We start from the raw sequence: 14,892 nt of genomic DNA, 5'->3' as shown, positions 1-14,892 counted from the left end.
ATGATTAATATCCCCCGTACACTGCAAAATACACAGCATACAATTTATCAAATTTAGCTGAATTTTTAATTTCTTATGGCAAAAACATCATATCTTTGTCATAGATAATATTAATCAGATGAATATTCAGCAATTGGAATATCTTATCGCTGTAGATAAGTACAAACATTTTGGTAAAGCTGCTCAGGCCTGTTTTATTACCCAGCCTACACTAAGTGCGATGATACAGAAGTTTGAGGATGAACTAGATGTGAAAGTTTTCGACAGGACTACTCACCCGATCCGCACTACAGATGTGGGGCTTCAGATCATCGATCAGGCCAAGGTAATTATAGAGGCTGTCAATGAACTGAAAAATAAAGCCAACCTGCTGAACAATATTCTGGGAGGAACCATCAACATCGGGATCATTCCTACTGTTTCCTCTTTTATCCTGCCTACCGAAATTTTTAAATTCCTGAAGGATAATCCGAAGATCCAGATGAACGTTAAGGAGATGACTACCGATAATATCATCAGGGCACTCAAGTCGGGAGAACTGGATGCGGGTATTATTTCCACGCCATATGATACTGCCGATGAATTTTATCAGGATTTCCTGTTCAATGAGGAACTGATGATCTATAGTTCAGATACGGAGGCCAACAAGAAAAATGCTTACATTATTCCGGAGGAGCTGAATGTAGAAAAAGTGTGGCTGCTGGAAGAAGGGAACTGTCTGAGAAACCAGTTTGAAAATATCTGCCATCTTAAGGAGAATACACTGAAACCTAAAAACCTGGATTTCCTGGCTTCCAATATCCAGACCCTGGTGCATATGGTGGATAAGGTAGGAGGGATCAGCATCCTGCCGGAGCTTGCCCTGAGCCAGCTTTCTGAAGAGCAGAGGAAAAATGTGTTCCGGTTCAAGAAACCTTTCCCGTACAGAGAAATCAGCATCATCTATTACAAGCCTACATTCAAGCAGAAGATTATCGATGAGCTATCCCATTCTATCAGGACTTCCCTGGAGAAAAAACTGAACTATACAGAAAATCCGAAAGATTACGTGAGTATCAAGCCGCAATAGGCCTTCAGACCAGTAGGATCGATGTTCTGCATCAACAAAAATATAATAAACGGGCAAAAATTTGAGTATTAAAAAAATAGTACTTAAATTTGCGCACGTTTACGAGGAAAATTTGACCTGATTGCAACCTCTATAAAAAAATGCTAAAACAGTATTCTTTTTTTGAGCTTTCCTGGCAATGTATTCAGCTTTTCCTTACCTCTTAATCTTAAAAACATAGAATAATATGTCTTATTTATTTACATCTGAATCCGTTTCAGAAGGACATCCGGATAAAATTGCCGATCAGATTTCCGATGCATTAATCGATCATTTTTTAGCATACGATAAAAACTCGAAAGTAGCCTGTGAAACGCTGGTAACTACCGGACAGGTGGTATTGGCCGGAGAGGTGAAGTCTGAAGCGTATCTGGATGTTCAGAATATTGCAAGAGAAGTAATTAACGGGATCGGATATACTAAAGGTGAATATATGTTTAACGGGGATTCCTGTGGTGTGATTTCTGCGATCCATGAACAGTCGCCGGATATTAACCAGGGGGTTGACAGAGCGGTAAATGATGAGTCTTTTGAAGCTAAAGCCAATGCTCAGGGAGCTGGTGACCAGGGAATGATGTTCGGGTATGCCACCAATGAGACTTCCAACTATATGCCTTTGGCTCTTGACCTTGCCCACACCATCCTGAAAGAGCTTTCCGCAATCAGAAGGGAGGGCAAAGAGATTGCATACCTTCGTCCTGATGCTAAAAGCCAGGTAACCATAGAATATTCTGATGACCACAAACCGATCAGGATTGATTCTATTGTAGTATCTACCCAGCATGATGATTTCGGAACCGAAGAGGAGATGCTGAACAAGATCCGCGAAGACATTAAGAATATCCTGATCCCGAGAGTGGTTGCCCAGCAGTCTGAAGAGATCAAAGGGTTGTTCAATGATCAGATCAAATACCACATCAATCCTACCGGTAAATTCGTGATCGGAGGGCCTCATGGAGATACCGGTCTTACAGGAAGAAAAATTATTGTAGATACCTACGGAGGAAAAGGAGCGCACGGAGGCGGAGCATTTTCCGGTAAAGACCCTTCAAAAGTAGATCGAAGTGCTGCTTATGCCACCAGGCATATTGCCAAGAATCTGGTAGCGGCAGGGGTGGCTGATGAAGTCCTGGTGCAGGTTTCTTATGCGATTGGTGTTGCTGAGCCTTGCGGACTGTACATCAATACATACGGAACGGCAAAAGTAGATCTTCACGACGGGGCAATTGCCGGGAAAGTGTCGGAAATTTTTGATCTTCGTCCTTATGCGATTGAACAGAACCTGAAACTGAGAAATCCTATTTATCAGGAAACAGCTTCTTACGGACACATGGGTAAAGAATACTACAAAGGTGACAAGACCTTTAATAAAGGACATAAAAACGAAATTACCCTGAAAGACCTGGAGTTCTTTACCTGGGAAAAACTGGATAAAGTAGAGGAGATTAAAGCGGCTTTCGGCATCTAATCTTCCTTTATACATAAATTAGGCTGCTTTATCTGTCACAGATAGAGCAGTTTTTTTTATTTTTACAGTAAATAATAGTATGATGATGAATTCCAGGGCGGCATTTGCTGCACTTTTGATATTTTTTTTCAGCGTAGCCGCCAAAGCGCAGTATACGGTGCATAAGATGATTCAGGTGGGCTATGCTTATCAGAACCAGAGTTTCGGGGAAGTTGGCGGAAGGCTGCTGTTCCTGAAAAATGATGATGTGATTTACAGGCTGGGTGGTTCAGCTCTCATGGGATCAACCCGTGGCGAGTTTGCCATTATGCCGAAGCTTCAGGCGGATGTGCTGCTGAATTTCGAAAGAAATGTAGATTTCTATCATTCGTATTATTTTCTGGCCGGCGCGGAAGGCACCAATAAATATATTGCTCCCAAAATCGGGGTAAGCCTTTTCGGGATTCTGGATGTGACCGGAGGGTATGCTTTTCCTGTAGGAGACGCCCTGCTGAACGGAAAACAGATGAAAGGTCTGAATATTAATTTCACACTAAATATCCCTACCGCATTTATTCATGATATGTTTGATTAGGATTTTTTAAATTTTTATCGCAAATATTTTATAAAAGGTTAACAGTTATTAAATTTTTATTATATTTACATCAATAAAAATGATACTGCCTATTGATTCTACTTTACTCTGAAAAACTGTTTTGTAATTAAAGCTGATGCCGGATGATATATCTGGAAAAAAGCTTGTCTGCAAATATATTTATTGAGAAGAGTTATGAAATCAAAATCGGATAGCCTATTAATATCCCTTTACCAGAACGGTGATGAAGAAGCATTATCTACGCTTATCCATCGCCATCAGAAAGAACTGTTTACATTCATTTTTTACAAAATTAATGATGAAGACCTTGCAAATGATATATTTCAGGATACGTTCATGAAAATTATCCTTATGCTTAAAGAAGGCCGGTATAACGAAGAAGGTAAATTTATCCTGTGGGGCAAAAGAATCGCCTACAACCTTATCATAGACCATTTCAGATCCAAAGCCAAAAATATTAAGGTATCCGAAACGACTTTCGAGACGGATGAATACTCTATTTTTGACATGATCAGGGAGCCTTCGGAAAACATTGAAGACCAGCTGGTTACTAATCAGATCCAGGAAGATCTTCTGAAAATGCTGCAGTACCTCCCGCAGAACCAGCAGGAAGTGATCAAACTGAGGTTTTTTGACGGACTTAGCTTTAAGGAAATCGCCGAACACACGGATATGAGCATCAATACCACCCTGGGAAGAGTGAGGTATGCTCTGATTAACCTGAGAAAAATCATGGATGAGAAGAATATTGTATTAACAAGATAATAAATCCCGGACTTCGCCGTTTTTAAGGAAAACCTCTCGCTTATGAGAAAAAATGATTCCTTAAAAGTGAAAACTTTGAAACCAAAGAAGCAAACTATTGAATTTCTGCTCAGCTACTCCAAAAGTCTGGAAGTAGTAAAAGTCAGGGAAAAGAATTATCCGATCTCCAAAAATTAAAATGACTAATTTTGTGCTGTATGAATATTCAGCACATTTTTTTTGACCTCGACAATACACTGTGGGATCACCGCAGAAACGCTTACCTTACCATCAAAGACCTTTTCGAAAAAGAAGAGATTAACCTGAAATACCAGATTGACTTTGAAGCATTCCATGCCGTATACCACCGCATCAATGAAAAGCTCTGGGAAGATATCCGGGACGGAATCATTGATAAAGAATACCTCAGAAAACATCGTTTCTATGATACTTTCAGCGATTTTAACGTACAGGATGAGCAGCTTGCCATGTATTTTGAGGAACATTTTTTAGACAGGATCCTGAATTACAATGAACTGGTGGAAGGAACCAAACCTATTTTAGAATATCTGAAAGCCAAAGGGTACACATTACACATCATATCCAACGGATTTAAAGAAGTTACCGAACGGAAATGCCTGCTTTCCGGAATCGCCCCGTATTTCCAGACCATTACCAGTGCCGATACCGTCGGCGTAAGAAAACCCAGGCCTGAAATTTTTGAATATTCACTGAATCTTGCTCAGGCAACAGTAGGGGAGAGCATCCTGATCGGGGACGACTGGATTGCAGATGTTGTAGGGGCCAGAAACTATGGGATGGACGTGATCTTCTTTGATGTCCTTCATGAAAACCCGCAAGAGGAGGGACTGAAAGCCATCAGTCATCTGTTGCAGATCAGAGAATTTTTATAATGCACTCCATCAGGGAAAGCATAATTTTTAATCATTTTTGCTATTCCTAATTCTTTCCCAAATTGATCCTGAAATTTGCTTCATAATAATAATTTGAAAAATATAGAATTATGGAAAAGAAGCAAAGCATTACCGTATTGTTAGGACTGATCCTTACATTGATGACCGGCTGTGTTTACGGTCAGGACAGAGTGATCAACCAGAACCAGCTGCCTAAAACAGCCAAGAACTTCCTGTTTGCCAATTTCAGGGGAATTCCTGTCGCTTCAGCGATTGAAGACCGGGAAATTTATGGGGTTGACGATTACAAAGTAAGACTAGGAAACGGGATGAAAATTGAATTCGACAGCAGGGGAAACTGGAAAGAAGTGGACGGTGAACACCAGAAAGTTCCTAATGGCTTCGTTCCTGCTGCGATCAGGAATTACATTGCCAAGAACTTCCCGAATACCTATATCACGAAGATCGAAAAGGGAAGATGGAAATATAAAGCAGATTTATCCAACGGCCTAGATCTGGAGTTTGACCGCAATGGGAATTTCAGTAAAATTGATGACTGATAGCCTCGGGGCTGAAAATGTTTCCGGAACTGAGTGACCATATTATTTACAGATACAAATGTCTAGAATTGATATTCTATGACTTATAAATAACCTTCTTTTTTGGAGGTTATTTATATATTTGAATATAGAACACCAACACCAAATACACAATGAAAATATTAATTATTGAGGATGAACCGGAACTAAGAGAAGTCGTACAGCATTTTCTTGAGCGGGAATTGTTCCTGGTGGAATATGCGGCAGATTATCAATCGGGACTGGATAAGATCATTTCTTATGAATATGACTGCATACTGCTGGATATCATGCTGCCGGACGGAAACGGAATGGATCTGCTGAAAGAACTCAAAAAGCTGGATAAAAAAGATCCTGTGATCATCTTATCGGCAAAAGACTCTGTAGATGACAAGGTGAGCGGGCTGGAAATAGGAGCAGATGATTACCTCGCTAAACCTTTTCACCTGGCGGAACTCCTGGCCAGGATAAAATCTGTGATCAGAAGAAAGAACCAGGATGGTGAAAACAAACTTCATTACCGTAATATATCAGTCTATCCAGACAGCAGGAAAGTCATCATAGATGATAATGAGCTTGTGCTGAACAGGAAAGAATATGATGTCCTGTATTATTTTATGGTCAATCCTGAAAAGACCCTTCAGAAGACGATGCTGGCAGAGGCTATCTGGGGAGATTATATTGACCAGGCAGACAGCTACGATTTTATTTACTCCCAGATAAAAAACCTCCGTAGGAAATTAAAGGACAACGGAGCCAAAGCGGATCTTCAGGCAGTATACGGTATCGGTTATAAATTGATTTCATGAAATTATCTTTAAAATATTATACCCTGAAATACATTGTGGTTGCCCTGCTGCTGATTATTGCGGTCTGGGCGGCGCTGTTTTATGCATTCATCCTGGATGAAGTGTATGATAATGTGGACGATGGCCTTAAAAACAGGAAAATACAGCTGATAAAAGCAGTATACAAAGACGAAAAACTGCTCAACAATGTGGATTTTGAATTTAATGAATTTAAAATTGTTCCTATTTCAGAACAGGAATGCAACAACAGGAATAAGTTCTACAACAGGACTTATTATATGGAATACGATGATGATGACGAGCCTTACCGTGTATTGGAAACCTGCTTTACCGATCAGTTCGGGGGACACAGGAAACTGGTGATCAGGACTTCAACGGTAGAAGAGGATGACCTGATTTATGATTTAAGCATTGCCCTCGTTGTCCTGTATTTTTTCCTGGTGCTCAGCATCCTTTTTGTGAACGGGTTCTTACTGAACAAAGCATGGAGGCCGTTTTATGCAATTTTAGAAAAACTGAGAAATTATCAGTTCGGAGAAAAAACCGGAAACCAGAGGCAGGAGTATTCCATTAAAGAATTTGAGCAGCTTGATGAGGAAATCGATGAGATGATCCGCAGAAATGAATTGGTGTTTGACCAGCAGAAAAAATTCATAGAAAATGCTTCCCATGAACTTCAGACACCATTGGCTATCATGATCAATAAGATCGATCTTTCGGTACAGGACGGAAATATTGATGAAAGCACCGTGCACCTCCTTATGGATATCAAAGGCAACCTTACCAGAATGACAGGTCTCAACAAATCATTGCTGATGCTGTCTAAGATTGAAAACAACCAGTTCAGTGCGACGGAGAAGGTGGATTTTAACAATCTGATCAAAGATGTGATTGAAGCCTATAAGGATTTTACCGATCATAAGGGAATCAGTATTGAGATAGTTGAACGTGGGAATTTCAGTACTTCATTCAATTCAGATCTTGCCCATATCCTGATTTCCAATTTGCTCAAAAACGCCATTAAGTACAATATTCCCAATGGGTTTATTCAGGTGATTATTGAGCGTAACTGGTTGACTATGATGAACCCCGGCCAAAACCATCCTCTTGATCAGGATCGTATTTTCAGCAGGTTTTATAAGCAGTCTGCAGATCATAGTTCCACAGGATTAGGGTTATCAATAGTCCATTCCATCATCAGGCAATATCCTGACCTGAGCATTGCGTACCGTTTTGAGGATGAGATGCACCAGCTGATTATTTCAAAAAAATAAGCCTTTCAAAAAGAAAGGCTTATAAATATTGATATCGTTAGACGCCTAAGCTTGCCCTCACACGCTTCATTGTTTCCACAGCAATTACCCTTGTTTTTGCTGCTCCTTCCTGAAGTTTGGTCTCAAGCTGGTCCAGGTTATTCATATAAAATGAGAAAAGTTCCCTTTCTTTCGCAAACCTCACAAGGATCAGATCCAGAAGTTCTTTTTTGGCATGGCCGTACCCGAAGTTTCCGGCCAGGTACTTGGCTCTGAGTTCTTCTGTCTGCTCAGGAGTGGCAATCAGCTGGTAGATTGCAAATATTTTATCTGTTTCCGGGTCTTTGGGTTCTTCCAGGGTCTTGGAATCAGTTTCGATGCTCATCACCTGTTTTTTCAGTTCTTTTTCCGGAAGGAAAATATTGATGATATTCCCTCTGGATTTTGACATTTTATTACCATCGGTTCCCGGAACATATTTGGTATCTTCCTGAAGTTCAGATTGCGGAAGGATAAAAGTTTCACCCATCTGGTTGTTAAACCTTGAGGCAACATCTCTGGCATACTCAAGGTGCTGAAGCTGGTCTTTACCTACAGGAACAATTTCTGCATCATACAGTAAAATATCCGCAGCCATCAGAAGCGGGTAGGTAAACAGCCCTGCATTCACATCCTGCAGCCGGTCTGCCTTATCCTTGAATGAATGCGCTAAAGTAAGTCTCTGATATGGAAAAAAACAGGATAATTGCCAAGAAAGTTCACAGGTTTCAGGGATGTCGCTCTGCCTGTAGAAGAATGTTTTTTCCGTATCCAGCCCACAAGCAAGCCAAGCCGCAGCAATCTCGTAGGTATTCTGTTTCAGTTCTTCCGCGTTCTTAATCTGGGTTAAAGAATGAAGATTCGCGATGAATAAAAATGATTCGTTTCCTTCCTGCTTGGATAGCTCTATGGCAGGAATAATCGCACCTAAAAGGTTCCCAAGGTGCGGGGTTCCGGTGGCTTGAATGCCGGTAAGAATTCTTGACATTGTTTTATGATTAAAATTAATGAACTGCAAATGTAATTATTTCTTCCCACGCATTTCAACGATGCATGAGATTATTTGGCGGCCCAGAATTCAGGGAATGATGATTTTTTTGCCCCCGAATTTAGGCTCTACGCCGAACAGCAGGTCCCAGTATACTTTTGCCTTGGCCAGGTATTCCCTCATGTGGGTTTTAAAGCCTGCATTTTTGCTTACATCATTGGCATTATAGCCATATGACTCAATTCCGTTTTTCCTTCCGAGAAAGACTGCTCTCTCGTTATGGAACTTCTGGGAAATAATGATAATTTTTTTCTGCCCGAAAATGTCTTTGGCCCGCACAACGGAGTCCAGGGTCCTGAATCCTGCAAAATCCGCATAAATACGGTCTTTAGGGATGCCGTATTTCATTAGGGTAAGCTGCATGTCTTCAGGCTCGTTATAATCTTTCCTGCTGTTATCGCCGCTTACGATAATATATTTGATCTTCCCGCTTTTGTACAGGTCGATTGCCGCTTGAATCCGGTTGTAGAAGTAAGCATTAGGCAGTCCGTTATCCAGGTTTTTGCTGGTACCCAGAAGCAGGGCAGTCTTGGTTTCAGGAAGATCAGCAATGCTGTATGAAATATAAGGGTCACTGTTTTCTTTAATGCTGTAGTTTGCCCAGGCAATAAAAACAATTCCTGCAACAAAAAGCAGCAGGAAAAGGATAAGAATATTTTTAATGAATTTTTTCATTATGGGTTGATATTAAAATTCCAGCCCGTTCGGGAAGGCCTTTTTCCTGAAGACTAACAGTAAGACGGCGCCTACCGTAATGGCCGAATCGGCAACATTAAAGATGTATTTGAAGAACTCAATGTGTTTGCCGCCGATCACAGGCCAGCTCTCAGGAACATTCCAGTCTACCAGAGGGAAATGGAGCATGTCTACCACGCAGCCTCTCATGAAAGTGGAATATCCGTGCCCGAAAGGTACCATCTTGGAAATACCGCCATATCCTATCCAGCGGTCAATGCTGGCGTCATAGACGGTTCCGCTGTCGAAGATCAGCCCATAGAACATTCCGTCAATAAGATTTCCGATTGCTCCTGCGAAGATCATGGCCATGGGAATCAGAAGATAATTGGATTCCCCTTTCTGGACCCATTTTCTGAAAAGGTAGATCATTCCTCCAATCAGGAAGATTCGTACCATTACCAGGAAATATTTACCAATCACTCCACCGAAGTGCAGTCCGTAAGCCATACCCGGGTTTTCTACAAAGGTCAGCTTGAATCCGGGGAATACCGGAATGCTGTCATCCAGATTAAAATGCGTTTTTACGTAAATTTTTGAAGCCTGATCAATCAATAAAATAAGGAAAGTGACCCATACAATCTTTTTCATTACAGTCCTTTAGGTTTTGATGGTTTTCCTATTTTCTCATTTTTCTGGTCAACGATTTTTTTAATCGTCTTCTGGTTGTGGTGCGTATTCTTGGTGTGGAATTTTTCGAATTTGATATTCATTTCTTTCAACACGCTTTTCAGCGCACTTAGTTCCATGGCATTTTTGGTGTGGACAATTATGGATTCCATTGTATGTAATATGAATTTTACTTTTTAGACAGTTCGTCGAGCCGTTTCCTGTCTTTTGCAGACAGGTCGTTGATGCCGTTCCTGCCCATTTTACTTAACAGCCGGTCTATTTCTTTTTCCCGCTCGCGCTTTTCCGAGTTGAACCGGTCATCGATCGTATAGTTTTTCTGACGGTCCGGGAAAAATCTGTCCTTTATCCAGTTGCGGTTAAAGAACGCCAATATGGCAGCAATAATAAGAATTAAAATTAACAATTCCGTCATGGTGGAAATTAAAAATTAGGTTTATACCATATTTTATTATAATATGATATAAACCTAAATGTATGATGATAAACGAATCGTTATTTCTGCATGTTCTTAGCTTCGATGCTCAGGGTAGCATGAGGCACGGCAAGAAGCCTTTCTTTAGGGATCAGTTTACCGGTAACCCTGCATACGCCGTATGTTTTGTTTTCAATACGGATCAGTGCATTTTTAAGGTCGCGCACAAATTTTTCCTGTCTCCCAGCAAGGATTGAATTCTGCTCTTTGCTCAGTGTCTCAGCCCCTTCTTCAAATGCCTTGAAAGTAGGGGAAGTATCGTCCGTCCCATTATTCTGGTCGTTGATAAAGCTTTCACGGATCAGTTGCAGGTCCCTTTCTGCTTTTTCTATTTTTTCACGGATAATGGCTTTGAATTCCTGTAAATCGGAATCGCTGTATCTGATTCTCTCGTCTGTCATGTTGTTCTTCTCTTTTTTAATAAATTTATGAAATGGAATTTGAAATACAATAACTAAATGTTAATTTTTCTGAATATTTATCTTAAAACTAACCTCATCAATTTCAATTTCATTAAAATTTTCAAGGGAAGGTGCCGTTTTTATTTCATCGGACAGCACTTCGGAAGAAATATATTCTTTGTTCTTCATGATATCATTCAGGAAAGGTGTATTTTCCTCTATTGAAATGATGATCCGGTCTGTCAGTTCGAAATCTTTGTCCTTTCTCAGGTTCTGGATTCTGTTAATGAACTCTCTGGCAATCCCTTCAGATTTTAACTCGTCAGTCAACTTCAAATCTAATGCCACAGTTGTTTTACCGTCAGAAGTTACTGTCCAGCCCGGGATGTCTTTGGTAGAAATTTCCACGTCATCCAATGTGATCTCATATCCCTGAACGTCAATACTTCCCTTTTTTTCGAGCTCTGTAATCTGTTCTGCTGCAAATCCGGCAATGGCCCCGCCTACGGTCTTCATATCTTTGCCCAGTTTAGGGCCCAGGGCTTTGAAGTTCGGTTTGATCTGCTTTACAATCAGGTGGGAAGCTTCTTCCGCATTGATCAGCTGAAGTTCCTTTACGTTTACCTCCTGTTTGATCAGGTCGGCAACAGCCAGGATTTGCGCTTCTGCTTTGGCATCCAGCACCGGGATCAGTACCTTCTGCAATGGCTGGCGTACTTTCACATTCTCTTTCTTTCTTAAAGAGAATACCATGCTGGTAATATTCTGTGCCAGGTGGGTTTTCTCAACCAGGTCCTGATCAATCAGGCTTTCATCTGCCACAGGGAAATCGGTAAGATGTACCGATTCGTATTGCTCTTTTCCGGTAACAGCATTGAGATCCTGATACAGCTGGTCCATGAAGAACGGGGCAATAGGCGCTGATAATTTGGCGATCACCTCAAGACAGGTATACAGGGTCTGGTAAGCGGAGATTTTATCTTCTGAATATTCCCCTTTCCAGAAACGCCTTCTGCATAACCTAACGTACCAGTTGCTCAGGTTGTCATTTACAAAAGTGCTGATCGCTCTGGCTACCCGTGTAGGTTCATAATCTTCATAGAAAGATTTAACTTCCTTAATTAAAAGGTTCAGTTCAGAAAGGATCCAGCGGTCGATTTCCGGACGGTTTTCAACGTCTTTTTCAGCATAGGTGAATCCGTCAACATTAGCATACAAAGCCAGGAAAGAGTACGTATTGTATAATGTCCCGAAGAACTTTCTCCTTACTTCGTCTATCCCTTCAATGTCAAATTTCAGGTTCTCCCAAGGATTTGCATTGGAGATCATATACCAGCGCGTGGCATCTGGTCCGTATACCGCAAGCGTTTCAAACGGATCTACGGCATTTCCGAGACGTTTGGACATTTTCTGTCCGTTTTTATCCAGGACAAGCCCGTTGCTCATTACATTTTTATAGGCAACGGAATCAAATACCGCTGTTCCGATGGCATGCAACGTATAAAACCATCCGCGGGTCTGGTCTACTCCCTCAGCGATGAAATCTGCCGGGAAGGCTTTATGGCTGTCGATTAATTCTTTATTTTCAAAAGGGTAGTGCAGTTGTGCGTACGGCATAGACCCGGAATCGAACCATACGTCGATCAGGTCGCTTTCGCGCTTCATCGTTTTTCCGGAATCCGAAACAAGTACTACTTTATCCACTACATTTTTATGCAGGTCTACCAAAGCATAGTTTTGCTCAGACATATTCCCGATCACAAAGCCCTTGAAAGGATTCTCTGCCATAAGTCCTGCCGCTACCGATTTTTCGATTTCATTGTACAGCTCTTCTACGGAACCTATGATCTTTTCTTCTTTCAGGTCATCTGTTCTCCAGATTGGCAACGGAATCCCCCAATATCTTGAACGTGATAAATTCCAGTCGTTTACATTTTCAAGCCAGTTGGCGAAACGGCCTTCACCGGTGGCTTTCGGCTTCCAGTTGATTTCCTTGTTCAGGTTGACCAGCCTTTCCTTTACGGCCGTCATTTTCACGAACCAGGAATCCAGCGGGTAATACAATACCGGCTTGTCGGTTCGCCAGCAGTGTGGATAGCTGTGGACATATTTTTCTACTTTGAAGGCTTTGTTTTCAGTCTTTAACAAGATCGCCAGCTCAACATCCCATGATTTCTCCGGAGCTGTGCCTTCATCGTAATATTCATTTTTGATGTATTTTCCTGCAAACAGTTCAGGAACATGTTCTCCTTTGATAAATTTTCCCTGTAAATCTACCAGCGGCACCAGGTTATCATTTTCATCCTCAACCAACATCGGCGGAATTTCAGGCTGGGCCATTTTAGCCACCCGAGCATCATCGGCACCGAAGGTCGGAGCGGTATGAACGATTCCTGTTCCGTCTTCTGTGGTTACGAAATCCCCTAAGATCACACGGAAAGCGTTTTCAGGATGGTCATTCGGGGTAAACCAAGGCACTAATTGTTCATATCTTGTGTCTACCAGTTTTTCCCCTGTAAATTCTTTTAGGATTTTAAAAGGGATGGTTTTGCTTTCTGCAGTATAGCTGGCAAAATCTTCGTCTGTTCCTTCCGCATACTTCTTACCGAAGACTTTAGGCAGAAGAACTCCGGCCAAAACAACAGTTACCGGTTCAAAAGTATATTGGTTAAAGGTTTTTACCAGTACATATTCGATGTCTCTTCCTACGGTAAGAGCTGTGTTGGATGGGAGCGTCCATGGGGTAGTCGTCCAGGCCAGGATGCTTACATCACCTTCCACATCACGGAAAAGCTCTGAAGATTCCTTTTTTACCTTGAACTGTGCTACTACCGTCGTATCCGAAACATCTCTGTAAGTTCCCGGCTGGTTCAGCTCATGGGAAGAAAGCCCTGTTCCTGCTTTCGGGGAATACGGCTGGATGGTGTATCCTTTGTACAGCAATTCTTTATCGTACAGCTGCTTCAACAGCCACCATACCGTTTCCATGTATTTGGATTTGTAGGTGATATACGGATCATCCAGGTCTACCCAATACCCGATTTTCTCGGTCAGGTTATTCCACACGTCCGTATAGCGCATCACCGCTTCACGGCAGGCTTTGTTATAATCTTCAATTGAAATCTTTTTGCCAATATCTTCTTTAGTGATTCCTAATTCTTTTTCCACACCCAGCTCTACCGGCAGTCCGTGCGTATCCCAACCCGCTTTACGGAACACCTGCTTTCCGTTCTGGGTCTGGTAACGACAGAAAATATCCTTTAAAGCCCTGGCCATTACGTGGTGAATTCCGGGCATCCCGTTTGCTGAAGGTGGTCCTTCATAAAAAACAAACTCAGGCTGTCCTTCACGGATCTCAACGCTCTTACTGAAGGTTTTATTCTGTTTCCAGAACTCCGCTACATTGTCGGCTATATCAATAAGGTTGAGGTTTTTGTATTCTTTAAACTGGCTCATTGTATGATCTCAATATCGATTGATTAATTAAGTTGGCAAATTTACTAAATTTTGCCGGTTTATAAGATATGTTTTCTGGGGATCTGCCGATTAAAAAGTTCTGTTTCAGAAATATAAACGGGAAATGAGGGGAAAAGTGAATGGTGAATCGTGAATCAGTGAATTGGGTGTGCTATTTTACCATACAATCAGGATATTTGGAATACATTAATAATGCTGTTATCATTGCTTACAGCCTGAATGGATACAGCCACCCGAGAGTGGCTGTTTATTATTGAAAATTGCTGAGTGGAACTTATTTAGTATAGATGTGTAGCTTATCGTTAATTCTGATTAGGATCCCAAACGCCATATGACGCAGGTTTCCAGGTGCCATCCTCATATCCCTTAATATAGTAATCAACATCCATAGCGGTACCAAACGGAATTACAATGCCTGTGTCATTTTTTACTAGAAATGGGCCATTACCTGCCAGTCGATGTTTCTTGTAATCTTTAGCTCCATAAAAATAAATTCTTCCATAAGATTTATCAATTATAATATCTTTGGGAATAATTAATTCTACGTTTATATTTTCAGATATCATTTTTACATATCTTTCTGCGATTTTATCTATTTTTTCATTACTTAGCATCATC

The 14,892-nt window shown here is 41.2% G+C and carries 16 protein-coding genes; 8 read left to right on the top strand and 8 right to left on the bottom strand.

What is annotated here, in order from left to right; genetic code table 11:
• Window positions 1-118: 118 nt before the first annotated feature.
• From QE404_RS15185 to QE404_RS15150, 8 genes are all read left to right on the top strand, one after another.
• Complete coding sequence (locus QE404_RS15185) at window positions 119-1,069, top strand: LysR substrate-binding domain-containing protein (RefSeq protein ID WP_307451862.1); 951 nt, start codon at window positions 119-121, stop codon at window positions 1,067-1,069.
• A gap of 226 nt (window positions 1,070-1,295) precedes the next feature.
• The gene (gene metK, locus QE404_RS15180; RefSeq protein WP_307451860.1) at window positions 1,296-2,576 is read left to right on the top strand and encodes a methionine adenosyltransferase; all 1,281 of its coding nucleotides are present in this window, start codon (window positions 1,296-1,298) and stop codon (window positions 2,574-2,576) included.
• An 82-nt stretch (window positions 2,577-2,658) separates the two neighbouring features.
• A complete protein-coding gene (locus QE404_RS15175; protein WP_307453413.1) occupies window positions 2,659-3,150 on the top strand; it encodes a hypothetical protein in 492 nt (163 codons plus the stop codon).
• Window positions 3,151-3,345: 195 nt separating this feature from the next.
• Window positions 3,346-3,936, top strand: a complete 591-nt coding sequence (locus QE404_RS15170; RefSeq protein ID WP_307451858.1) for an RNA polymerase sigma factor — start codon at window positions 3,346-3,348, stop codon at window positions 3,934-3,936.
• Between the two features lie 197 nt (window positions 3,937-4,133).
• Window positions 4,134-4,829, top strand: a complete 696-nt coding sequence (locus QE404_RS15165; protein WP_307451856.1) for a YjjG family noncanonical pyrimidine nucleotidase — start codon at window positions 4,134-4,136, stop codon at window positions 4,827-4,829.
• 110 nt (window positions 4,830-4,939) lie between these two features.
• Complete coding sequence (locus QE404_RS15160) at window positions 4,940-5,389, top strand: PepSY-like domain-containing protein (RefSeq protein WP_307451854.1); 450 nt, start codon at window positions 4,940-4,942, stop codon at window positions 5,387-5,389.
• A 152-nt stretch (window positions 5,390-5,541) separates the two neighbouring features.
• Window positions 5,542-6,216, top strand: coding sequence for a response regulator transcription factor (locus QE404_RS15155; protein WP_307451852.1), 675 nt, complete (start codon window positions 5,542-5,544; stop codon window positions 6,214-6,216).
• Window positions 6,213-7,490, top strand: a complete 1,278-nt coding sequence (locus tag QE404_RS15150) for a sensor histidine kinase (RefSeq protein WP_307451849.1) — start codon at window positions 6,213-6,215, stop codon at window positions 7,488-7,490. Before QE404_RS15155 ends, QE404_RS15150 begins: the two co-directional genes overlap by 4 nt.
• Window positions 7,491-7,527: 37 nt before the next feature.
• Here the strand turns inward: QE404_RS15150 and trpS are convergent, their stop codons facing one another.
• From trpS to QE404_RS15110, 8 genes are all read right to left on the bottom strand, one after another.
• Window positions 7,528-8,496 carry a tryptophan--tRNA ligase gene (gene trpS / locus QE404_RS15145; RefSeq protein ID WP_307451847.1) on the bottom strand — a complete coding sequence of 323 codons (969 nt, stop codon included), beginning with the start codon at window positions 8,494-8,496 and terminating at the stop codon, window positions 7,528-7,530.
• Between the two features lie 90 nt (window positions 8,497-8,586).
• Complete coding sequence (locus tag QE404_RS15140; RefSeq protein WP_307451845.1) at window positions 8,587-9,231, bottom strand: SanA/YdcF family protein; 645 nt, start codon at window positions 9,229-9,231, stop codon at window positions 8,587-8,589.
• A 12-nt stretch (window positions 9,232-9,243) separates the two neighbouring features.
• Window positions 9,244-9,882 carry a lipoprotein signal peptidase gene (locus QE404_RS15135; protein ID WP_307451843.1) on the bottom strand — a complete coding sequence of 213 codons (639 nt, stop codon included), beginning with the start codon at window positions 9,880-9,882 and terminating at the stop codon, window positions 9,244-9,246.
• The gene (locus QE404_RS15130; RefSeq protein WP_307451841.1) at window positions 9,882-10,073 is read right to left on the bottom strand and encodes a DUF2683 family protein; all 192 of its coding nucleotides are present in this window, start codon (window positions 10,071-10,073) and stop codon (window positions 9,882-9,884) included. Before QE404_RS15130 ends, QE404_RS15135 begins: the two co-directional genes overlap by 1 nt.
• A 17-nt stretch (window positions 10,074-10,090) precedes the next feature.
• The gene (locus QE404_RS15125) at window positions 10,091-10,336 is read right to left on the bottom strand and encodes a DUF6576 domain-containing protein (RefSeq protein WP_307451838.1); all 246 of its coding nucleotides are present in this window, start codon (window positions 10,334-10,336) and stop codon (window positions 10,091-10,093) included.
• Window positions 10,337-10,416: 80 nt separating this feature from the next.
• Window positions 10,417-10,797 (bottom strand): TraR/DksA family transcriptional regulator, encoded by a 381-nt coding sequence (locus QE404_RS15120; protein WP_100075899.1) that lies wholly within the window; start codon window positions 10,795-10,797, stop codon window positions 10,417-10,419.
• A gap of 60 nt (window positions 10,798-10,857) precedes the next feature.
• On the bottom strand, window positions 10,858-14,253 hold the full coding sequence (gene ileS / locus QE404_RS15115) for an isoleucine--tRNA ligase (RefSeq protein WP_307451836.1): 3,396 nt from the start codon (window positions 14,251-14,253) through the stop codon (window positions 10,858-10,860).
• Between the two features lie 323 nt (window positions 14,254-14,576).
• Window positions 14,577-14,891, bottom strand: a complete 315-nt coding sequence (locus QE404_RS15110) for a hypothetical protein (protein WP_307451834.1) — start codon at window positions 14,889-14,891, stop codon at window positions 14,577-14,579.
• Window position 14,892: the final 1 nt, after the last annotated feature.

It is taken from the genome of Chryseobacterium camelliae (genome assembly GCF_030818575.1).
Lineage (GTDB): Bacteria > Bacteroidota > Bacteroidia > Flavobacteriales > Weeksellaceae > Chryseobacterium > Chryseobacterium camelliae_A.
This window is presented reverse-complemented; position numbering and strand designations above follow the sequence as displayed.